The 19,380-nt window shown below is 73.7% G+C and carries 22 protein-coding genes; 14 read left to right on the top strand and 8 right to left on the bottom strand.

Going from position 1 to position 19,380, the window contains the following annotated elements:
* The first annotated feature begins 34 nt into the window (after window positions 1–34).
* The 3 genes from ACZ6PY_RS04135 (at window position 35) to ACZ6PY_RS04145 (ending at window position 3,057) form a co-directional block, all read left to right on the top strand.
* Window positions 35–886: a hypothetical protein gene (locus ACZ6PY_RS04135; protein WP_466069005.1), complete on the top strand. Its 852-nt coding sequence runs from the start codon at window positions 35–37 to the stop codon at window positions 884–886.
* A gap of 84 nt (window positions 887–970) precedes the next feature.
* Entirely contained in the window at window positions 971–2,173 is a 1,203-nt protein-coding gene (locus ACZ6PY_RS04140) for a geranylgeranyl reductase family protein (RefSeq protein WP_466069007.1), read from the top strand.
* 113 nt (window positions 2,174–2,286) lie between these two features.
* Window positions 2,287–3,057 (top strand): isoprenyl transferase, encoded by a 771-nt coding sequence (locus ACZ6PY_RS04145; protein WP_466069009.1) that lies wholly within the window; start codon window positions 2,287–2,289, stop codon window positions 3,055–3,057.
* Between the two features lie 56 nt (window positions 3,058–3,113).
* Here the strand turns inward: ACZ6PY_RS04145 and otsB are convergent, their stop codons facing one another.
* The 3 genes from otsB to ACZ6PY_RS04160 all read right to left on the bottom strand — a co-directional run bounded on the left by otsB (window position 3,114) and on the right by ACZ6PY_RS04160 (window position 4,966).
* On the bottom strand, window positions 3,114–3,938 hold the full coding sequence (otsB, locus tag ACZ6PY_RS04150) for a trehalose-phosphatase (RefSeq protein WP_466069011.1): 825 nt from the start codon (window positions 3,936–3,938) through the stop codon (window positions 3,114–3,116).
* Window positions 3,939–4,008: 70 nt separating this feature from the next.
* Window positions 4,009–4,362 (bottom strand): hypothetical protein, encoded by a 354-nt coding sequence (locus ACZ6PY_RS04155; protein WP_091314007.1) that lies wholly within the window; start codon window positions 4,360–4,362, stop codon window positions 4,009–4,011.
* A gap of 163 nt (window positions 4,363–4,525) precedes the next feature.
* Window positions 4,526–4,966 carry a helix-turn-helix domain-containing protein gene (locus ACZ6PY_RS04160; protein ID WP_151464580.1) on the bottom strand — a complete coding sequence of 147 codons (441 nt, stop codon included), beginning with the start codon at window positions 4,964–4,966 and terminating at the stop codon, window positions 4,526–4,528.
* Between the two features lie 264 nt (window positions 4,967–5,230).
* Between ACZ6PY_RS04160 and ACZ6PY_RS04165 the strand changes: the two genes are divergently transcribed.
* From ACZ6PY_RS04165 to ACZ6PY_RS04190, 6 genes are all read left to right on the top strand, one after another.
* Window positions 5,231–5,572 (top strand): hypothetical protein, encoded by a 342-nt coding sequence (locus ACZ6PY_RS04165; protein WP_091260344.1) that lies wholly within the window; start codon window positions 5,231–5,233, stop codon window positions 5,570–5,572.
* Window positions 5,569–6,003: a hypothetical protein gene (locus tag ACZ6PY_RS04170; protein ID WP_466069014.1), complete on the top strand. Its 435-nt coding sequence runs from the start codon at window positions 5,569–5,571 to the stop codon at window positions 6,001–6,003. Before ACZ6PY_RS04165 ends, ACZ6PY_RS04170 begins: the two co-directional genes overlap by 4 nt.
* Window positions 6,004–6,345: 342 nt before the next feature.
* A complete protein-coding gene (locus tag ACZ6PY_RS04175) occupies window positions 6,346–7,758 on the top strand; it encodes a PhoH family protein (protein ID WP_466069016.1) in 1,413 nt (470 codons plus the stop codon).
* Between the two features lie 334 nt (window positions 7,759–8,092).
* Window positions 8,093–8,773, top strand: a complete 681-nt coding sequence (locus tag ACZ6PY_RS04180; RefSeq protein WP_466069018.1) for an aggregation-promoting factor C-terminal-like domain-containing protein — start codon at window positions 8,093–8,095, stop codon at window positions 8,771–8,773.
* Between the two features lie 99 nt (window positions 8,774–8,872).
* Window positions 8,873–9,532, top strand: a complete 660-nt coding sequence (locus ACZ6PY_RS04185; RefSeq protein WP_466069020.1) for a rhomboid family intramembrane serine protease — start codon at window positions 8,873–8,875, stop codon at window positions 9,530–9,532.
* Between the two features lie 103 nt (window positions 9,533–9,635).
* Complete coding sequence (locus ACZ6PY_RS04190; protein WP_466069022.1) at window positions 9,636–10,604, top strand: NAD(P)/FAD-dependent oxidoreductase; 969 nt, start codon at window positions 9,636–9,638, stop codon at window positions 10,602–10,604.
* Window positions 10,605–10,623: 19 nt separating this feature from the next.
* Here the strand turns inward: ACZ6PY_RS04190 and ACZ6PY_RS04195 are convergent, their stop codons facing one another.
* Window positions 10,624–11,316, bottom strand: coding sequence for a TetR/AcrR family transcriptional regulator (locus ACZ6PY_RS04195; protein ID WP_466069024.1), 693 nt, complete (start codon window positions 11,314–11,316; stop codon window positions 10,624–10,626).
* Window positions 11,317–11,452: 136 nt separating this feature from the next.
* Between ACZ6PY_RS04195 and ACZ6PY_RS04200 the strand changes: the two genes are divergently transcribed.
* The gene (locus ACZ6PY_RS04200) at window positions 11,453–12,370 is read left to right on the top strand and encodes an NAD-dependent epimerase/dehydratase family protein (RefSeq protein ID WP_466069026.1); all 918 of its coding nucleotides are present in this window, start codon (window positions 11,453–11,455) and stop codon (window positions 12,368–12,370) included.
* On the opposite strand, the gene ACZ6PY_RS04205 is transcribed toward ACZ6PY_RS04200, so the two are convergent.
* Complete coding sequence (locus tag ACZ6PY_RS04205; RefSeq protein WP_466069028.1) at window positions 12,339–13,340, bottom strand: DMT family transporter; 1,002 nt, start codon at window positions 13,338–13,340, stop codon at window positions 12,339–12,341. The two genes, ACZ6PY_RS04200 and ACZ6PY_RS04205, sit on opposite strands and share 32 nt — an antisense overlap.
* Window positions 13,337–14,368, bottom strand: a complete 1,032-nt coding sequence (gene glpX / locus ACZ6PY_RS04210) for a class II fructose-bisphosphatase (protein ID WP_189192910.1) — start codon at window positions 14,366–14,368, stop codon at window positions 13,337–13,339. Before glpX ends, ACZ6PY_RS04205 begins: the two co-directional genes overlap by 4 nt.
* 159 nt (window positions 14,369–14,527) lie before the next feature.
* Here glpX and ACZ6PY_RS04215 point away from each other — a divergent pair, with 159 nt between their 5' ends.
* Both ACZ6PY_RS04215 and ACZ6PY_RS04220 read left to right on the top strand, forming a co-directional pair.
* Complete coding sequence (locus ACZ6PY_RS04215; RefSeq protein ID WP_466069031.1) at window positions 14,528–15,223, top strand: DUF4245 domain-containing protein; 696 nt, start codon at window positions 14,528–14,530, stop codon at window positions 15,221–15,223.
* 205 nt (window positions 15,224–15,428) lie between these two features.
* Window positions 15,429–16,268, top strand: a complete 840-nt coding sequence (locus ACZ6PY_RS04220; RefSeq protein WP_466069033.1) for a hypothetical protein — start codon at window positions 15,429–15,431, stop codon at window positions 16,266–16,268.
* A 36-nt stretch (window positions 16,269–16,304) separates the two neighbouring features.
* Here ACZ6PY_RS04220 and ACZ6PY_RS04225 read toward each other — a convergent pair whose 3' ends face one another.
* Together ACZ6PY_RS04225 and xseA are read right to left on the bottom strand one after the other, a co-directional pair.
* On the bottom strand, window positions 16,305–16,517 hold the full coding sequence (locus ACZ6PY_RS04225) for an exodeoxyribonuclease VII small subunit (RefSeq protein WP_262287098.1): 213 nt from the start codon (window positions 16,515–16,517) through the stop codon (window positions 16,305–16,307).
* A 14-nt stretch (window positions 16,518–16,531) separates the two neighbouring features.
* Window positions 16,532–17,746: an exodeoxyribonuclease VII large subunit gene (gene xseA, locus ACZ6PY_RS04230; protein ID WP_466069035.1), complete on the bottom strand. Its 1,215-nt coding sequence runs from the start codon at window positions 17,744–17,746 to the stop codon at window positions 16,532–16,534.
* A 131-nt stretch (window positions 17,747–17,877) separates the two neighbouring features.
* Between xseA and ACZ6PY_RS04235 the strand changes: the two genes are divergently transcribed.
* Both ACZ6PY_RS04235 and ACZ6PY_RS04240 read left to right on the top strand, forming a co-directional pair.
* The gene (locus ACZ6PY_RS04235) at window positions 17,878–18,864 is read left to right on the top strand and encodes a 4-hydroxy-3-methylbut-2-enyl diphosphate reductase (RefSeq protein WP_466069037.1); all 987 of its coding nucleotides are present in this window, start codon (window positions 17,878–17,880) and stop codon (window positions 18,862–18,864) included.
* A gap of 230 nt (window positions 18,865–19,094) precedes the next feature.
* Window positions 19,095–19,376 (top strand): hypothetical protein, encoded by a 282-nt coding sequence (locus ACZ6PY_RS04240; RefSeq protein WP_466069039.1) that lies wholly within the window; start codon window positions 19,095–19,097, stop codon window positions 19,374–19,376.
* Window positions 19,377–19,380 lie beyond the last annotated feature (4 nt).

Raw genomic sequence — 19,380 nt, forward strand, 5'->3', positions numbered from 1 at the left:
TGACGCGAGCCCGCACGGGGCAACACGGGATGCCATGAGGACGGCCGCCGAACCTGTCGAGGTCCGGCGGCCGTCCGCCGTCCGGGCGCTGACCGTCCTGCTCGCCGTCACGGCGGCGGCCACCGTCGTGGTCGAGCTGCTCAACTACTGGTACGCCCCGGAGCAGGAGTTCGGGCTCGCCGTCCGCACCGGCTGGGCCATGCTGCGCTCGCTGGGCTTCCTGCTGCTGATCGGGCACGTCAGGCGGGGCCGGGTGGTGGCGAAGCCGTTCGGGCTCATCCTGTCGGTGACCACGGTCTTCGCGGTGGGGCGGTTGGTCGTACCCCGGGCGGGTGTGCCGCCGCTGCCCGGCCTGCTCGGCTTCGCGGTGCTCACCGCGCTCTGCGCCGCGGTGGTGGTGCTGCTCTACCGCTCCGAGGCGGTCGGTGGGCACCTGGTCCGGCACCGCAAAGGCCTGGTCGTCGAGGGCGGCGTCATCTCCTGGCGGGAGGTCGTCCCGAAGCGCCCGCCGGTCACCGGCTGGCTGCTCACCGCCCGGGTCGCCGCGTTCACCTACAGCCCGCTGATGCTGGTCCCGGCCCTGGTCGCGACCGGTTCCATCCTGGACGGGCGGATCAGCGCCGTGCCGGCCGTGCTGTTCTGGTTCGCCGCCGGCATCGCGGTCAGCTACGCGGTGCTCTTCTGCACCGCGTTCCTGCTGCGCGACCGCCGGTGGGCCCGCAGGCTCCTGGTCGTCATCACCCTCACCACCCTCGCCGTGGACCTCCCCCTCTGCTGGTGGCTCCTGGGGACCGACGGCCTCATCCGCGACGGCGCCCCCCTGGCGACCGCAGCCCTGCTGACCCTGTACTCCCTCCACAAGGCCACCCCCACCCCACCTCGGTGATCATGAAGTTGACGGCGATGTGGATCTCCATCACTGCCGCCAACCTCATGATCAACACAGGAAAGCGGGGCGCGGCGGGACCGGATGGGGGGTGGGGCGGGGGAGGATGGTGGGGTGGGGGACGAGTACGACGTGATCGTCGTCGGGGCCGGGCCCGCCGGGGCGGCCGCCGCGCTCGGGGCGCGGCGCGCGGGCGCGGAGCGGGTTCTCCTGCTCGACCGGTACGACTTTCCGCGGGACAAGGCGTGCGGGGACGGCATCGCCGCGCACGCGCTGGACGTCCTCGCCGAGCTGGGCGTGACCGGGGCCGTCGACGGGTACGCTCCACTGCCCGCGCTGCGCCTGGTCGGCCCCGGCGGCGGGACGGTGGCCCGGGCGCTGCCCCGGCCCGCGTACACGGTGCCCCGGCAGGTGTTCGACGCCCGGCTCGTAACGGCGGCGACCGCGGCCGGGGCGGAGCTGCGGCGGCACACCGTACGCACCGTGGAGGTGCGCGAGGACCGGGTGGTGCTCGACGGGGAACTGGCCGCCCGGGCCGTGGTCGGGGCGGACGGCGCCGGCTCGGTGCTGCGCCGGACGCTCGGCCACCCGGTGAACCCGGACCGGCACCTCGCCCTCGCCATCCGGGGCTACGCGCCGGCCCGTCCCGGCCCGCCCGAGCAGCTCATCGTCACCTCGGCGCCGCGCTGGCCGGCGTACGCCTGGTCGTTCCCGATCGGTGACGGCCGGGCGAACGTCGGGTACGGGGAGGTGCTGCGGGGCGAGCCGCTGACCCGCGCCCACCTGCTCGACCGGCTGGCCGCGCTGCTCCCCGGCACCGACCCGGCGGCGGTGACCGACCTGCGCGCCCACCACCTGCCGCTCTCCACGCACCGTCCGGCGCCCGGGCGGGGCCGGGTGGTGCTGGCCGGCGACGCGCTCTCGCTGATCAACCCGTTCACCGGTGAGGGCATCTTCTACGCGCTGCGCTCCGGTGCCCTGGCCGGCGCCGCGGCGGCCGGCGCCCCGGCCGCCGCGGCCCGCCGGTACGCCGACGCGCTGCGCCGCCGGCTCGGCACCCACCTGCGGCACAGTTCGGTGGCGGCCTGGCTGGCCCGGCGGCGGTGGGTGGTGGACGCGGCGGTGGGCGCCGCCCGCCGGGACGAGCGGGTCTACCGGACCGTGGTCGAGCTGGGGCTGGGTGACGGGCGTCTCGACGCCCGCACCCTCGCCATGATCGGTGCGGGCCTCACCGCTTCGGCGGCGTCAGCTCGGCCGGCGGCCACAGTCCGGCCTCCGCGCCGCTGAGCGGCGCTCCGGACCGGATGAGGGCCGGTCTGACGCCGCGCCGCGACCTGAAGCCGTCGACCATGCGCCACCGAGACACTGATCTTCCTCGCGGGTCGCTACCCTGCAAGGTGATGACTCTGCGGAAACTCCTCTACTCCGTGTACGAGCGCCGGCTCACCGCGAAGCTCGCGGGCAAACCGGTGCCCCGGCACGTCGGCGTGATGTGCGACGGCAACCGCAGATGGGCCCGGGAGATGGGCTTCGTCGACCCGAACGACGGCCACCGGATGGGCGCCGAACGGATCAAGGAGCTGCTGCGCTGGTGCGACGCCGCCGGTGTCGGGCACGTCACGCTCTGGCTGCTCTCCACGGACAACCTCTCCCGGCCGGCCGCCGAGCTGGACCCGCTGCTCCAGATCATCGAGGACCTCACCACCGAGCTGGCCGAGGAGGGCAACCCCTGGCGGCTGCGGATGGTCGGCGCCCTCGACGTGCTGCCCGCGCACCACGCCGCCGCGCTCAAGGCCGCCGAGGAGCGCACCCGGCAGCGCAGCGGCGGCGCCCAGGTCAACATCGCCGTCGGCTACGGCGGCCGGCGGGAGATCGCCGACGCGGTCCGCTCGCTGCTGCTGGAGCACGCCGCCACCGGCGGCACGGTGGAGGAACTGGCCAACTCGATCGACGTCGACCACATCTCCGAGCACCTCTACACCAAGGGCCTCCCCGACCCGGATCTGATCATCCGGACCAGCGGCGAGCAGCGGCTCTCCGGCTTCATGCTCTGGCAGAGCGCGCACTCGGAGTTCTACTTCTGCGAACTCAACTGGCCCGACTTCCGCCGGGTCGACTTCCTCCGCGCCCTGCGCTCCTACGCCACCCGGCAGCGCCGCTTCGGCGCCTGAGCCCCGCCCCCGGCGGGCGCACCCGCACAAGCCGGTGCGCCTCCGGCGGCGCGGGCTCAGCGCAGGTGGGGGAGCGCCTCGGTGAGGAAGTCGCCGAGCGCGGCGGGGGAGTCCAGGGTCAGGTCGGCGGCGTCGGCGACCTCGTGACCGGTCTCCGGGTTCGCCACCGCGACGCAGACGCCCATGAACTGCGGGTCGGCGGCGGCCCGGGCGCGCAGCGCCGAGAAGGCCTTGATGTCGGAGACGTCGTCGCCGAAGTACCAGGCGCCGCCGGCGTCCCGGACCGCCTCCCCGATGACCATGCCCTTGTCCCGGTCGACGGGCGGCTTCAGCTCCAGCACCATCCGCCCGGCCTGGCAGCGCAGCCCCAGCCGCTCGGCCTGGGCCCGGCCCCACTCCTGCACGAGGTCGCCGAGCTGCGGCGCGGTGCGCCAGTGCAGGGCGACGGAGAGCCGCTTGAACTCCACCAGGGCGCCGGGCGGCAGCTCGGCGCGGGCCCGCTCGGCCAGCTCGGCCATGGTGGGCACCCAGGGCAGGGCGGCCGGCTCGGTCACGGTCTCGCCGCCCGAGTGGCTGTGCTCCAGGCCGTAGAGGCCGTACAGGTCGATGCCGGCGAGGCCGCCGAGGTGGTCGCGGAGGAAGTCCACCGGGCGCGCGGAGACGATCGCGATCCGGCGTACCCGCGAGGCGAGGGCCTCCAGCGCGGCAAGCACCTTCGGTGCGGGCTGGACCGCGGTCGGGTCGTCGTCGACCGGGGCGAGGGTGCCGTCGAAGTCGAAGAAGAGCACCACGTCGCCCGCGCGGGCGGCGGTGGCGCGCCACGCGTGCGCGGCGTCCAACGGGGTTTTCGGCTGCTGGTTGCCCAGATTCAACGGCGGCACGCGCGACAGCGTACCCCGGTCACAGCGGCGTATTCGTGGCCGAGATGTGACGTCCGGACGACGCGGATGATCAGCGTTCGGCGGCTCCCCGTCCCCGGCGCCCGAACGGCACCACGGCCGCTTCCTGCCCGTGGCTCAGCAGGTAGCCCTCCACGAAGCCGGTGTTCCGGTCGCCGGTGTGCGCCTCGATCTCGTTGAGCCGCGCCACCAGGAACTCGGTGAGCGCGCTGACCCGGTCGTTGAGCCGGTCGTGCAGCTCGGCGACGACGGCCAGGACCACCGCGGTGCCGGCCGTGATGAGCGCGAAGAGGTTGACGACCAGGGGAAGCTGCCCGCCGTCCAGTACGCCGACCACCACGTTGCCGGTCACGCACGATGTCACCGACACCACCGCGACCACGACTGCCAACCATTTCAGGGTCATGGACAGACCCCTCCTTCTGTCCCGCAGGGCTGGGTTCGGCTGTGTCCCGTCCCCCCGCCGATGACGAGCCCTTAGCAGTACAAACGTGGACGCTAGCGTGTCCGATCCGGCCCCGAGGCGAAACGATCGGGTCTGACCTTCCGTTCTTTCGCCATCTGAGGAACTACCCGGCTTGTTTACCTCTATTTCGGACATCGACCGGGAGGGTTGGGCGATAAGCGAGATAACGAATGGTTTCTCGAATGTGGAACTTCTCCGCGTCGGACACGTCCGGGTCGACCAGCCGGCGCAGCAGCGCCTCGACGTCGGGGTCCATGGGCGGCGGGGTCGGGGTGGCGCGGGGGGCGGCCGCGCGGTCCCAGCCGAGGGCGACGAACGCGGCCGCCGGGTTGAGCCCCAACCCCTCGCAGAAGGCGACCACCCGCTCGGCCTCGGGGTCGCTGGCCCAGTCGCCCCGGACCCAGCGGTTGATGGTCTGGCGGGAGACGCCGGTGCGCCGGGAGACCTCCGTGCCGCTCCAGGCCCGCATGGCGCGCGCGTCCTCCAGCGCGCGGCGGACGAAGGTGGCGAAGGCGATCTTCCGTGCGTTCGCGGTCTCGGTCACCCCGTGACGGTACGGCCAGTCGGTCTCCGGGGCACCGCCCGGCACGCTGCTGTCACGCCGACGTGACGATGATCCACCGTTTCCGGTAAACGATCCAGAGCTCTTTCTGAGGGGTGTCACCCGGGCAGAATAGATCGACGCCAGTACGGCGGTAAACAGACGAAAAGCTGATACTGTCACGCTCATGAGACAACTTACGGTGTGTCACGTGCATGAGACGACGAGTGCTCACATGCGTCACTCCGCGGGTGTCGAGGGGGTCTCGTGACCGAGCTCGCGACCCGTGCGCAGGCCTTCGGCCTGATCGCGGAGGGGGTGACCGCAGGCCTCAGCGCCCCCTGGCGCCTCTACCTGGCCCGGGGCTGCCGCTACCTCTCCCTCAGCGTCGGTGACCGAGACGAGTGGGACGCCTGGCGGACCCACCTCGGCTGTCCGGAGCTGAGCGTCCGGGTCTACGAGGCGGGCGGCGAGATCCGCCGGGCCTCGGTGGCCGAGGTGATCGTCGACGGCTGCCGGATCAGCGTCGAGCTGGTTGAGGAGGTCAGCACCGCCGACCTGGAGCGGCTGCTGGTCGTCGACCCGCTGCCCGGGGCGGACGAGCGATGAGCCCCTTTCTCGCCGTCGTGCTGGTCCTCGTGCTCGGCTCGACCTGCTACGCGGCCGGCCGGCTGCACGGCCAGCTCAGCTACCGGATCGGCTACCGGTTCGGCTACCGCCAGGGCTACTTCGACGGCGACCGGGGCGCCTGGAACCGGCGCCGCCGGGACGCCCAGGCCGCGATCGCCTCGGCGCTCGCCGGCCCGGCCCCGGCCGTGGTGACCGCACCGGCCGCGCGTACCGCGCCGTTCGCCGGCACCGCCGTCCCCGCCGCGGTCACCGCCCGCACCGCCACCGGCCCGGCCCGGCGGACCACCGCCACCGCCACCGCCCAGCTCGGCGGCCTGGCCACCCGGCAGGGCACCACGTACACCGGCTCGTCGTTCGGCGCGGCCGGCGGTGGGCCGCGGACCGGGACCCTGGTCCGGCGGCAGGGCTGAGGCCCGCCCAGGGCACGGTGTGCCGTCCGCGGCGGACGCGCACCGTCGGAGCCGCAGTCAGACCGGTGACGGCGGCCCCGCCGGCCGGGATGCGCGCAGGGGGCATGCATCCCGGCCGGTTCCGCCGCGCCGGTCATCCCCCGTACGGGTGATCCACTCGCACCACTAGCCGACCGGGCCCGCGGCCATTAGCGTCTAGGCATGGCACGGGGTTTTCCCGGGCCGGCCGGACAGCCCGGACCTGCGACCTCGCGCACGGGGCCCGCATCCGACCCCGTGTCCCACCGGGCACCGGAAGAGGCGGAACTCGGGTGGCCGGGTGCCCATCCGCGGAGCAGGCCTGTGACCACTCGCCGTACCCCCGCCGGTGCCGACCAGACCCCGGCCGCGACCGCCACGACCCGCCGGACCACCCGCAGCCGCCGCGCGGCCGCACCGGCCGCCGGCACCGAGGAGCCCCGACCAGCGGGCCCGGCCTTCGTCCTCGACACCTCGGTCCTCCTCTCCGACCCGGCGGCGTTCCACCGCTTCGCCGAGCACGAGGTGGTGCTGCCGCTGGTGGTGATCTCCGAGCTGGAGGGCAAGCGCCACCACCCCGAGCTGGGCTGGTTCGCCCGGAAGTCGCTGCGCATGCTGGACGAGCTGCGGGTGCGGCACGGCCGGCTGGACCGGCCGGTGCCCGCCAACGACCAGGGCGGCACCCTCCGGGTGGAGCTGAACCACACCGACGACGGGGTGCTGCCGCCCGGGTTCCGGAACGAGTCGAACGACGCCCGGATCCTCTCGGTGGCGCTCAACCTGGCCGCCGAGGGGCGTGAGGTCACGCTCGTCAGCAAGGACATGCCGCTGCGGGTGAAGGCGGCCTCGGTCGGCCTGCGGGCCGACGAGTACCGGCACGGCCAGGCCAGCGACCCGACCTGGACCGGCATGGCGGAGCTGGAGCTGGCCGAGGAGGAGATCGGCCGGCTGTACGCGGGCGAGACCCTCGACCTCGACGCCGCCGCCGGCCTGCCCTGCCACACCGGCCTGGTGCTGCACTCGGCGCGGGGCTCGGCGCTCGGCCGGGTGCTGCCGGACAAGACCGTCCGGCTGGTGCGTGGCGACCGTGAGGCGTTCGGCGTGCACGGGCGCTCCGCGGAACAGCGGGTGGCGCTCGACCTGCTGCTGGACGAGTCGATCGGCATCGTCTCGCTCGGCGGCCGGGCCGGCACCGGCAAGTCCGCGCTGGCCCTCTGCGCCGGCCTCGAGGCGGTGATGGAGCGCCGGCGGCACAAGAAGGTGGTCGTGTTCCGCCCGCTGTACGCGGTCGGCGGTCAGGAACTGGGCTACCTGCCCGGCTCGGAGTCGGAGAAGATGTCGCCCTGGGCGCAGGCCGTCTTCGACACCCTCGGCGCGGTGGTGCACGAGAACGTGCTGGAGGAGGTCACCTCGCGCGGGCTGCTGGAGGTCCTGCCGCTCACCCACATCCGCGGCCGGAGCCTGCACGACGCCTTCGTCATCGTCGACGAGGCGCAGTCGCTGGAGCGCGGTGTCCTGCTCACCGTCCTGTCCCGCATCGGCCAGGGGTCGCGGGTGGTGCTGACCCACGACGTGGCCCAGCGGGACAATCTCCGGGTCGGCCGGCACGACGGGGTGACCGCGGTGATCGAGGCACTGAAGGGCCATCACCTCTTCGCGCACGTCACGCTCAGCCGTTCGGAGCGTTCGCCCATCGCCGCGATGGTCACCGATCTGCTGGAGGACATCCCGCTCTGAGGCAGGCTTTTGCCCGACTTTGACGGCATTCGTCTTGTGGCGCAGATCACAATCGGTGTCCTTGGTTTCCCAACCGCCTCACTGTGCGCAATGGTGTCCAACGAGCGCTTTCGACACCTCCAGGCTCGGCGCGTCTCGCGACGGGCCGCGACCTGGAGGCGTCGCGCGCACCAGGAAGATCGTCGAGCATCGTTCGCCGGGACACGGCGAAGAGGCGGCGAGCACCGGTGCGTCGGCTGCGACTGCGAGGGTCTCGGGGCGCTCACGGCGCCGGCGCGGCCGCTCCAGGGCCACGCGTCGCGCCGTGTCCTTGCCCCCGACGAAGGGACACTTCGTGAGTCGGCTGTGGAGCCGGTTCGGCGCCCGTACGGCCGCCGTCGCACTGCTCTCCGTGGGCGTTGCCGGCGGCTTCTATCTGGGCGAAGACCGACAGACCCAGCAACAGGGCCTGACCGCGCAGGTCGGCCTGGAGGTCGACCGGGCGGAGTACGCGTACCAGCGCGACCGTCAGGCCGACCACCGCCTGGTGTCGGCCAAGCAGCGGGCCGCCGAGTACCAGGCGAAGCTGCGGGCCGCCGCGGCGGCCAAGGAGGCCGCCGAGCGGGCCAAGGAGGCCGAAGCGGCGGCCGCGTCCCGCAAGAAGGAGCGGGAGGCCGCCGAGAACGCGGTGACCAAGCCCTACGACGGTCCGATCCCGGCGTCCTGCGAGGAGTTCAGCGGCAACCGCAAGATCGGTTGCGCGATCATGCTCGACGAGGGCTTCGGCATCGACCAGTTCCCCTGTCTGGACAAGCTCTGGACCAAGGAGAGCGGCTGGAACCCCAAGGCCAGCAACGAGGGTTCCGGCGCCTACGGCATCCCGCAGGCGGTGCCGGGCAGCAAGATGAGTTCGGTGGCCGACGACTGGAAGACCAACCCGGCCACCCAGATCAAGTGGGGCCTCGGCTACATCGAGGGCCGGTACGACAACCCGTGCGGCGCCTGGCGGCACTCCCAGAACTCCGGCTGGTACTGATCGGACATCGACGGCGGGGGTGCGGAGATTCGCACGCCCCGCCGTCGTCGTGTCGCCCCCGAGTGGCGGTGCGTCCCGATTACTGATAGCACTTGACGGGTGACCTGGCAGGACGGCCGCGCGGGCGGCGACCCCCACCGGTTCGGCACCGAGGCGTTCTACGCCTCCCTCGGCCGGGCCTTCGTCGCCATGTGCGCGGTCGTGCCGGTGCTGTTCCTCATCGAGGCCGTCGACGTCGGCCTGCGCGCCGACCTCGACGTCACCGCCGGCATCATCCCGCACCGCATGCAGGGGCTCGACGGCGTGTTCTTCTCGCCGTTCCTGCACGCCGGCTGGAACCACCTCTACAGCAACAGCATCCCGCTGATCCTGCTCGGCACCTTCGTGCTGGCGGCCGGCACCCGCCGGTTCCTCTGGTCCACGCTGGTGATCATCCTGGTCAGCGGCCTGGGGGTGTGGTTCACGGGCTCGCCCAACTCGGTGGTGGTCGGCGCGAGCGGCGTCATCTTCGGCTACCTCGGCATCCTGCTCACCCGCGGCATCGTCGAGCGGAGCTGGTGGAACTTCGCCGTGGTGCTCCTCGTGGGCCTGCTCTACGGCTGGCAGCTGCTCGGCATCCTGCCCACCGACGAGCGCATCTCCTGGCAGGGGCACCTGTTCGGGCTGCTCGGCGGGGTCGTCGCGGCCGTGCTGTTCCGCCGGCGGGTGGAGGGCGGGACGCGGGACTCCCTCGGGTCACCCCCGGTCACGCTGCCCTGACGGCACGTCCACGCGCCGGCGGGACGTGCTTGCCCGCGGCCACCGCCCCGCCTACCGTCGGGATCAGCACGCGTTGATCCCTTGGCGAAAGTGACGGTACGCCATGCGCGAGGTCGATGTCGCCGTGATCGGGGCGGGCCCCGCCGGGCTGTTCGCCGCCTACTACGCCGGGTTCCGCGGGCTCTCCGTGGCCGTGATCGACGCGCTGCCCGAGCCGGGCGGCCAGGTCACCGCCATGTACCCGGAGAAGCTCATCCTCGACGTCGCCGGGTTCCCCGCCATCAAGGGGCGGGAGCTGGTCGCCAACCTGGTCGCCCAGGCCGCGCCCTTCCGCCCGGAATACCTGCTGGGGGTCCGGGCGGAGAAGCTGTCGTACCTGGACGGGCGGCCGGTGCTCGGGCTGGCCGGCGGCGACCAGCTGCACTGCGGCGCGATACTGGTCACCGGCGGGCTGGGCAGCTTCACGCCCCGGCCGCTTCCGGTGGCGGACAGCTTCGTGGGCACCGGGATCGTCTACTTCGTCCCGCAGCCGACCGAGCTGACCGGGCGGGACGTGCTCATCGTGGGCGGCGGTGACTCGGCGTTCGACTGGGCGGTGACGCTGGCCCCGATCGCCCGGTCGGTGACCCTGGTGCACCGGCGGGACCGGTTCCGCGCGCACGCCTCGACCGTCGACCGGGTACGCGCGCTGCCGGTGCGGGTGGTGGTCAACGCCGAGGTGAGCCGGCTGCACGGGGAGGACCGGGTCACCGGCGCCGAGCTGACCGTGCGCGGCGGCGCCGTGGAGACCCTGCCGGTGGACACCGTGGTGGCCGCGCTCGGATTCACCGCCGACCTGGGTCCGCTCGCCGAGTGGGGCCTGAACCTCGACCGGAGGCACATCGTGGTCGACAGCGCCATGGCCACCAACCTGCCCCGGGTGTTCGCGGCCGGCGACATCACCGACTACCCCGGCAAGGTGCGGCTGATCGCCACCGGCTTCGGCGAGGCGGCCACCGCCGTCAACAACGCGGCGGTCGTCATCGACCCGAGCGCGCACCTCTTCCCCGGCCACTCCTCCGACGGCACCTGACCGGCGGCCGCCGCCGGGCTCAGGAGGCGGGCAGCCCGACGAGGTCGGCCATCAGCCCGATCTGGTGGTCGAAGTACTCGTCGCGGTGCGGCAGCGCCCGGTTGATCCGGCCGAACAGCTCGAAGCTGATCAACCCGAAGAGCTGGGTCCAGCCGGCCATGCCCCGGGCCAGCAGCGCGGGCGGCAGGTCCACGGGGATCAGCGCCGCCAGCGCGGCCACGTCCGACCGCAGCGGCTCGGGCAGCTCCTCGCCGGACGGGTGGAGCCGGCCGGTGGCCACCCCGTCGCGGAGGATGCCGACCAGGATCTCCGGCGGTCGCTGGGCCGGCGCCACCGTGTCGTCCGGGGCCGCGTAGCCGGGAACGGGGCTGCCGTAGAGCAGGGCGTACTCGGCGGGGTGGGCCAGCGCCCAGGCTCGGGCGGCCCGGCACACGGCGTGCCAGCGCCCGCGCAGGTCGGCTTGGTCGACGCCGGCGTCGGCCGCCTCCACGGCGTCGCCGAGCGCCTCGTACGCCTCCAGGATCAGCGCGGTGAGCAGGTCGTCGCGGCTGGGGAAGTAGCGGTAGATCGCCGAGGAGACCATGCCCATGTCCCGGGCGACCGCGCGGAGCGACAGGTTCGCGCCGTCGGTGGCCAGGTGGCGGCGGGCGACCGCCTTGATCTCGTCGATCATGCCGGCGCGGACCCGGGCGCGGAGCGAGTGAGCGACCATGCCTCCACGATGCCACGGATGAGAGCGCCAATCAAAACCGAGAGCACCGCTCTTGACGAGTGGAGGCGATGTCGTGCATGCTCTGCTGCGAGAGCGGTGCTCTCACATCGGATTACTGCTTTGAAGGGTGGCCCTCATGGCCCTGCACGTGATCGTCGGCGCCGGACCCGTCGGCACCGCCACGGCCCGCCTCCTCGCCGACCGCGGCGACCGGGTGCGGGTCGTGACCCGCCGCGGCACCGGGCCCACGCACCCCGCGATCGAGCGGATCGCCGCCGACGCCGCCGACGGGGAGCGGCTCACCGCCGTGACCGAGGGCGCGGCGGCGCTGTACAACTGCGCCAACCCGGCGTACCACCGGTGGCCGCTGGACTGGCCGCCGCTGGCCGCCGCGCTGCTCACCGCCGCCGGGCGGACCGGCGCGGTCCTCGCCACGGTCGGCAACCTCTACGGGTACGGCCCGGTCGACGGCCCGATGACCGAGGCGACCCCGCTCGCCTCGACCGGCACCAAGGGGCGGGTGCGCAACCGGATGTGGGCCGACGCGCTGGCCGCGCACCGGGCCGGCCGGGCCCGGATCACCGAGGTACGCGGCTCCGACTACCTCGGTGCCGGCGGCACCTCGCTGGCCATGATGGTGCTGCCCCGGGTGCTCGCCGGGCAGCGGGTGTTCCTGCCCGTCGACTGGGACGCCCCGCACACCTGGACGTACATCCCCGACGTCGCCCGCACCCTGGTCGCCGCCGCGACCGACGAGCGGGCCTGGGGGCGGCCCTGGCACGTGCCCAGCGCCCCCGCCGTCTCGATGCGGGACCTGGCCACCCGCGCGGCGGCCCTGGTCGGTGCCCCCGCGCCGCGACTGACCCGGATGCCGTACCCGGTGCTCTGGCTCGGCGGGCTGGCCAACCCGATGGCGCGGGAGCTGCGGGAGACCGCCTACCAGTTCGACCGGCCCTTCGTGATGGACTCCGCCCCCGCCACCACCACCCTCGGCGTCGAGGCGACCCCGCTGGACCGGGCGGTCAAGGAGACGGTGGCGGCCCTGCGCGGCTGACCAGCCGCGGGGGCGGCCCGACCGCGGCGACAAGCACCGCGACCAGGGTCAGCGCCGCCCCCAGCAGGGTGGTCGGCGTGGGGTGCGAGGCGGCGGTGGGCAGCAGCAGGTCCAGCACGACGGCGCCGACGACCTGCCCGGCGATGGTGGCCAGGCCGAGCAGCAGCACACCGGTGAACCGGACGATGGCGGCGGCCAGCGCGATGAACACGATGCCGATGGGGCCGCCCAGGTAGAGCCACGGCTCGCTCGGGAAACCGCCGGTCGGGCGCCCCCGGACGGCCACCTCCACCGCGAAGGTGGCGAGCAGCGCCACCGTGCCGACGGTGAAGTTGACAAGCGTGGCGGTCATGGCGCTGCCGGCGGCTCCGCGGACCCGGCCGTTCACCGCCTGCTGCCAGGCGATGCCCACCCCGGCGGCCAGCGGCAGCAGGGCCAGCGCCAGGGCACCCGGATCGCCGAGCCGGTCGCCCACCGCCAGCAGCACGGCCAGCACGGTGAGCGCCGCGCCGACCAGCCGGTTCGGGGTGACCGCCTGCCGCCCGGTGGGGCCGATCCCGGCCCGGTCGACGAGCAGGCTGCTGCCGGACTGGCCGGCCACCACGGCGACCGTGAACACCGCCACGCCGAGGGTGCCGATGGTCAGCCCCTGGGTGGCGACCAGGAAGGCGCCGCAGACCCCGCCGAGGCACTGCCACGGCCGCAGCGAGCCGTCCCCGAGCGCGGCCCGCAGCGCGGCCAGGCCGCGCCGGCCGCCGGGGGTGGCGGGGACCAGCACCAGCAGCACCAGCAGACCGAGGCCGAACGAGACCACCGCGGCGGCGATCCCGTCGGCCAGCCGTACCCCGAGTTCACCGTTGATCCGGGACTGAACGGCCACCGCGAGCCCCGAGGCGGTGGCCAGCCCGGTGCCGGCGATCCGCCGCGTGGCCGGCAGCGTCGGGGGCGCCGCCGTCCCGGTCTCGGTCACTCCTGCTCGGCCAGGGGGCGCCCGTCGAAGTCGACCGCCGAGTAGAGGGCCAGCTTCTCCAGGCGGTGGTAGGAGTCGATCACCCGGATCGTGCCGCTCTTCGAGCGCATCACGATCGACTGGGTGTACGCCCCGCCCGCGCGGTAGCGCACGCCGCGCAGCAGGTCGCCGGAGGTGACGCCGGTGGCCACGAAGAAGCAGTTGTCGCCGGTGACCAGGTCGTCGGTGAAGAGCACCCGGTCCAGGTCGTGCCCGGCGGCCAGCGCCTTCTCCCGCTCCTGCGCGTCCTTGGGCCAGAGCTTGGCCTGCATCATGCCGCCCATGCACTTCAGCGCGCAGGCCGCGGTGATGCCCTCCGGGGTGCCGCCGATGCCCATCAGCACGTCGACGTCGGACTCGCCCCGGGCCGCCGCGATGGCGCCGGCGATGTCGCCGTCGGAGATGAACCGGATGCCCGCCCCGGTCCGCCGGATCTGCTTCACCAGGTCGTCGTGGCGCGACCGGTCCAGCACGCAGACCGTCACCTCGGCGGGGTCGGTGCCCTTGACCTTGGCGATCCGGCGGATGTTCTCGGCCACCCCGGCGTTGATGTCGACCACGTCGGCGTACATCGGGCCGACGGCGAGCTTCTCCATGTAGAAGACGGCGCTCGGGTCGAACATCGCGCCCCGCTCGGCCACCGCGAGCACGGCCAGCGCGTTCGGCATGCCCTTGCTCATCAGCGTGGTGCCGTCGATCGGATCGACCGCCACGTCCACCTCGGGACCGGTACCGTCGCCGACCTCCTCGCCGTTGAAGAGCATCGGGGCGTTGTCCTTCTCGCCCTCGCCGATCACCACGACACCGCGCATCGGGATCGAGTTGATCAGCTTGCGCATGGCGTCGACGGCGGCTCCGTCGCCGCCCTCCTTGTCGCCCCGGCCGACCCAGCGGCCGGCGGCCATGGCCGCGGCCTCGGTCACCCGGACCAGGTCGAGGGCAAGGTTACGGTCGAGATCCTGGGGCGTCCGCGTCCTGGTGGTTGTCATGACGGCTTCCTCCTCGCGACGTTGCGGGGTGGACCGGCGGGATGCGGCCGTCGCCGCCGCCGGTTTTGTCGCTGATCCTCACACGATCTCAGGTTCGCCGCCGGAGCGGGGCGGAGGAGGCCAGGATCACGTCGTCCGGGCGGCTGCGAGAATGGGCGGGTGGAACCCGCACAGCCTGCCGACCGCGTACCGACCGACGCCACCCCGCCCGACGGCCAGCCGCCGGTGCCGCCGGCCGCCGGGGCGACCCCGCCGGCCGGGGAGCCGGCCCTGGTCGAGTCGACCGGGCCCACGCCACCGGCCGACGCCGGGGAGCGGCCCGCGCCGCCCGCGCGGAAGGAGAAGGCCCGGTCCGAGCGGTCACCGAAGGACATGGCCCTGTCGCTGCTGGTGCTGCTGGTCCCGATCGCCCTGCTGCTCGCCTTCTACCGGGGCTTCCTCGGCGGGGACGAGCCGGTCACCGCCGACCCGGCGCCGGCCTTCGAGCAGGCCCGCGCCGCCAACGCCTTCCCGGTCGCCGAGCCGCGCGGGCTGGGCGCCGACTGGCGTACGGTCAGCGCCCGCTACCAGACCGAGTCCGGTGGCGGCACCCTGCGCATCGGCTACGTGACCCCGGAGGGCCGGGGCGCGCAGCTGGTGGAGAGCAACGTGCCGGCGGAGAAGCTGCTGCCGGCCGAGCTGAGCGGTGGCCAGCCGCAGGGCCCCGCCGAACTGCCCGGCGGCGCGAGCTGGCAGCGGTACACCGCCCGGGGCAACGAGCAGGCCCTCGTCCTGCTGGAGCCCAACCGCACCGTGCTCGTGGTCGGCGACGCCGGCGAGGCGGAGCTGCGCGAACTCGTCACCGCGCTGCGCTGACCCGCCCCCACCGCCGGGTGAGGTCGTTTCTCCCGCACCGGACAGGGATTGCGGAACACCGCTTCAGGGAACAGAAGAGGGCACGAGCCCGCCGGAGCCGACCACACCGGCCGGACCGGGCTCGTGCGCCGGAGCCGGCGTCCGGGCTGCGGCGTCCCGACTCCGGCACCTCCGTGGGCCGGACGACCCACCTGGAGAGGTTCACGTGACGATTCGACGCTTCAGCGCCACCGCGTTCGCCGCGGCGCTGCTCATTCCCGGCCTGGCCGCGTGCAACGACACCGGGACCGCCGGCGCGGGCGCCTCCGCGACCCCGGCCGCCTCCGGCAGCATCGCCCCGAGCGGCACGCCCGCCAGCGAGGCCAAGCAGGCCCTGCTCGACTCCACCAACGCGATCCGCGACGGGAACTTCCGGTTCACCATGTCCGGCGCCGGCTCCACCGCCGAGGGGCAGGTGCACGAGCCCAGCCAGAGCGCCGAGATGCGGATGACCATCGGCGACCCGTCGTCGGACCTCATGATGAAGCTCGACCTGATCCACTACAAGCCGGACAGCTGGGTGAAGCTGGAGCTGGGCGGCAAGGCCGCCACCAGCGTTCCCGGGCTGAAGAACCTCAACCTCGGCAAGTACCAGCACCTCGACCAGACCCGGATCAAGGGCAACCGGGCGCTCGGCTTCGACTTCGACAAGGTCGACCCGGCCGGCAGCGCGGTGCTGACCCAGGGCGTCACCGAGGTCCGGAAGACCGGCGAGGGCACGTACGCGGGCACCGTGGACGTGTCGAAGGCGGCCGAGGCCGGCTCGCTCGACCCGGCCGTGATCACCGCGCTCGGCGCGCAGGCGCAGTCGGTGCCGTTCACCGCGAAGGTCGACCCGCAGGGCCGGCTCAGCGAGCTGGTGCTCCAGATCCCGGCCGCCGGGCAGAGCGCCGCGCAGGACGTGAAGATCACCTACACCGACTACGGCAACGCCGCCGCCGCGCAGAAGCCCCCGGCCGACCAGGTCGCCGAGGCGCCCGCCGAGCTCTACAACCTGTTCAACTGACCGTGCCGGCGGGACGGCTCCGGCCGTCCCGCCCGCTCAGTCCTCCGCGCGCTGCCGGGCGGCGTCGATGCGGGCCCGCGCGCCGTCCAGCCAGCGCTGGCAGATCCCCGCGAGCTGCTCGCCGCGCTCCCAGAGCGCCAGCGACTCCTCCAGCGAGGTGCCCCCCGCCTCCAGCCGCTCGACCACCGAGGCCAGCTCGGCGCGGGCCTGCTCGTAGCTGAGCCGCTCGTCCTTCGTCGTGTCAGTCATCGGGTCCCATTCCATCAGCCGTCCACGGTGGCGGTCAGCTCGCCCTCGGCGAGGCGTACCCGCAGCGGGTCGCCCTTGGCCACCTCGGACGCGGCGCGCACCACGTGCCCGTCGCCGCGCTGGACGATGGCGTAGCCCCGGTCGAGGGTGGCCGCGGGGGAGAGGGCGCGCAGCCGCGCCAGGGTGTGCCGCAGGTCGTCGCCGGCGGCGCCGAGCCGGTGGTCCAGGCAGCGGCCGGCCCGGTCGCGCAGCGCGGTGACCTCGGTGGCCCGCTGGTCGACCATCACCTGCGGGCGGGCCAGCACCGGCCGGGAGCGCAGCAGGTCGAGCCGGTGCTGCTCCCGGTCGACCAGGTTGCGCACCGCCCGCTCCAGCCGGGACCGGGCCTGGCCGATGAGGCGGACCTCCTCCGCCAGGTCGGGCACGATGCGCTTGGCCGCGTCGGTCGGCGTGGAGGCGCGCACGTCGGCGACGTAGTCGAGCAGCGGCGTGTCGGTCTCGTGGCCGATCGCGCTGACCACCGGCGTGCGGCACGCGAAGACCGCCCGGCAGAGCGCCTCGTCGGAGAAGGGCAGCAGGTCCTCGATGCCGCCGCCGCCCCGGGCGATGATGATCACATCGACGGTCGGGTCGGCGTCGAGCACCTTGAGCGCGCCGACGATGTCGGGCACCGCGCTCGGCCCCTGCACGGCCACGTTGACCGTGCGGAACTCCACGGCCGGCCAGCGGCGGCGGGCATTCGTCAGCACGTCCCGCTCGGCGGCCGAGGCGCGACCGGTGATCAGCCCGATCCGGCCGGGCAGGAACGGCGGCCGGCGCTTGCGGGCCCGGTCGAACAGCCCTTCGGCGGCCAGCAGCTTCTTGAGCTTCTCCAGCCGCGCCAGCAGCTCGCCCAGCCCGACCTGGCGGATCTCGTCGGCGCGCAGGCTCAGCGTGCCCCGGGCGGCGTAGAACTCCGGCTTGGCGTGCAGCACCACCCGGGCGCCCTCGCTCAGCTCCGGTGCGCCCGCGTCGAGCACGTCGCGGTTGGTGGTGACGGTCAGGCTGAGATCGGCCGACGGGTCGCGCAATGTCAGGAAGACGGTGCTCGCGCCGGGCCGCCGGCTGATCTGGGCGATCTGGCCGTCGACCCACACCCACCCCAGCCGGGCGATCCAGGCCCCGATCTTCTGGCTGACCACCCGGACCGGCCACGGCTCCTCGGACGTGCTCCGATCCGCTTCGCTCACCCGCCCACCCTAAGGCCCACCCCCGACGAGGCCCGCGTCGATCATGAGGTTGGCGGCGGTGTCGATCTCCGGAACCGCCGCCAACCTCATGATCGACAGGCCGGCCGGAAGCCGGCACGTACGATGGTCGGGTGACTGATGCTGAGACGACTCCCCGGACCGGCAAGCGCGTGCTCCTGGCCAAGCCCCGCGGCTACTGCGCGGGCGTGGACCGGGCGGTGCAGACCGTCGAGGAGGCGCTGAAGCTCTACGGCGCGCCGATCTACGTCCGCAAGCAGATCGTCCACAACAAGCACGTGGTGCGGACGCTGGAGGCCAAGGGCGCGATCTTCGTGGAGGAGAACGAGGAGGTGCCGGAGGGCGCCACCGTCATCTTCTCCGCGCACGGCGTGGCCCCCGAGGTCTACGAGCAGGCCAGGGCGCGCTCGCTCAAGGCGATCGACGCGACCTGCCCGCTGGTCACCAAGGTGCACCAGGAGGCCCGGCGGTTCGCCGCCGAGGACTACGACATCCTGCTCATCGGCCACGAGGGGCACGAGGAGGTCGTCGGCACCGCAGGTGAGGCGCCCGCGCACATCCAGCTGGTGGACGGCCCGGACGGGGCCGACAAGGTCACCGTGCGCGACCCGGAGAAGGTCGTCTGGCTCTCCCAGACCACCCTCTCGGTCGACGAGACCCTGGAGACCGTGGCCCGGCTCAAGCAGCGGCTGCCGCTGCTCCAGTCGCCCCCCAGCGACGACATCTGCTACGCCACCTCCAACCGGCAGCACGTGGTGAAGGAGATCGCCCCGGACTGCGACGTGGTGATCGTGGTCGGCTCGCGGAACTCCTCCAACTCGGTGCGCCTCGTCGAGGTGGCGGTGGACGCCGGGGCCCGGGCCGGGCACCTGGTCGACTTCGCGCACGAGATCGACGACGCCTGGCTGGAGGGCGCCCGCACCGTGGGCCTGACCTCGGGCGCCAGCGTGCCCGACGAGCTGGTTCAGCAGGTGCTCGCGCATCTGGCCGAGCGCGGCTTCGCCGACGTCGAGGAGATCACGACCGCCAACGAGCGGCTGACCTTCTCGCTGCCGCAGGAGCTCAAGCGCGACCTGAAGGCCGCGGCGGCCCGGGGCTGACCGGCCGGAACGAAAACGCCACCGACCACGTCCAACCGGTCATGAAGACTCCTCGGACGGCGCTCGTCGCCCTGCTCGCCGGCGCGGCGCTGACCGCCTGCGCCGGCCCCGGCAGCGAGCCCGGCGAACCCAGGGCGTCGGGGGGAACCCCGGTGACCAGCGGCACCGGGCCGTGCGAGACATGGCCCGCCTGCCAGTCCAATCCCGGCCCCAGCCCGACAGGAGCCCCGGTGACCAGCCAGCCCGATCCCGGCCCGAGCCGCCCGAATCCCACCTGGAAGGGCGGCCCGTCGAAGCCGCCCGGCCCCGGCGCCACCACGATCAGCGGGACGATCCGCGCCGGTGTCGAGCCGAACTGCGTGCTGATCGACGACAACCTGCTGATCGGCGGCCCGCGCGACCTGCTCAAGCCCGGCACCCGCGTGGAGGTCACGGGGCGCTCGGAGCCCGGCATGATGACCACCTGCCAGCAGGGCACTCCCTTCGTCGTCGAGTCCGCACGCCGCGCCTGACCCG

It is taken from the genome of Micromonospora sp. NPDC048907, from assembly GCF_055586885.1.

Coding starts and splice junctions, on each gene's coding strand:
- ACZ6PY_RS04225 (WP_262287098.1), bottom strand. CDS start 16,517: ATGACTGACACGACGAAGGACGAGCGGCTCAGCTACGAGCAGGCCCGC.
- ACZ6PY_RS04145 (WP_466069009.1), top strand. CDS start 2,287: ATGACTCTGCGGAAACTCCTCTACTCCGTGTACGAGCGCCGGCTCACC.
- ACZ6PY_RS04135 (WP_466069005.1), top strand. CDS start 35: ATGAGGACGGCCGCCGAACCTGTCGAGGTCCGGCGGCCGTCCGCCGTC.
- ACZ6PY_RS04200 (WP_466069026.1), top strand. CDS start 11,453: ATGGCCCTGCACGTGATCGTCGGCGCCGGACCCGTCGGCACCGCCACG.
- ACZ6PY_RS04155 (WP_091314007.1), bottom strand. CDS start 4,362: ATGACCCTGAAATGGTTGGCAGTCGTGGTCGCGGTGGTGTCGGTGACA.
- ACZ6PY_RS04195 (WP_466069024.1), bottom strand. CDS start 11,316: ATGGTCGCTCACTCGCTCCGCGCCCGGGTCCGCGCCGGCATGATCGAC.
- ACZ6PY_RS04140 (WP_466069007.1), top strand. CDS start 971: ATGGGGGGTGGGGCGGGGGAGGATGGTGGGGTGGGGGACGAGTACGAC.
- glpX (WP_189192910.1), bottom strand. CDS start 14,368: ATGACAACCACCAGGACGCGGACGCCCCAGGATCTCGACCGTAACCTT.
- ACZ6PY_RS04170 (WP_466069014.1), top strand. CDS start 5,569: ATGAGCCCCTTTCTCGCCGTCGTGCTGGTCCTCGTGCTCGGCTCGACC.
- ACZ6PY_RS04190 (WP_466069022.1), top strand. CDS start 9,636: ATGCGCGAGGTCGATGTCGCCGTGATCGGGGCGGGCCCCGCCGGGCTG.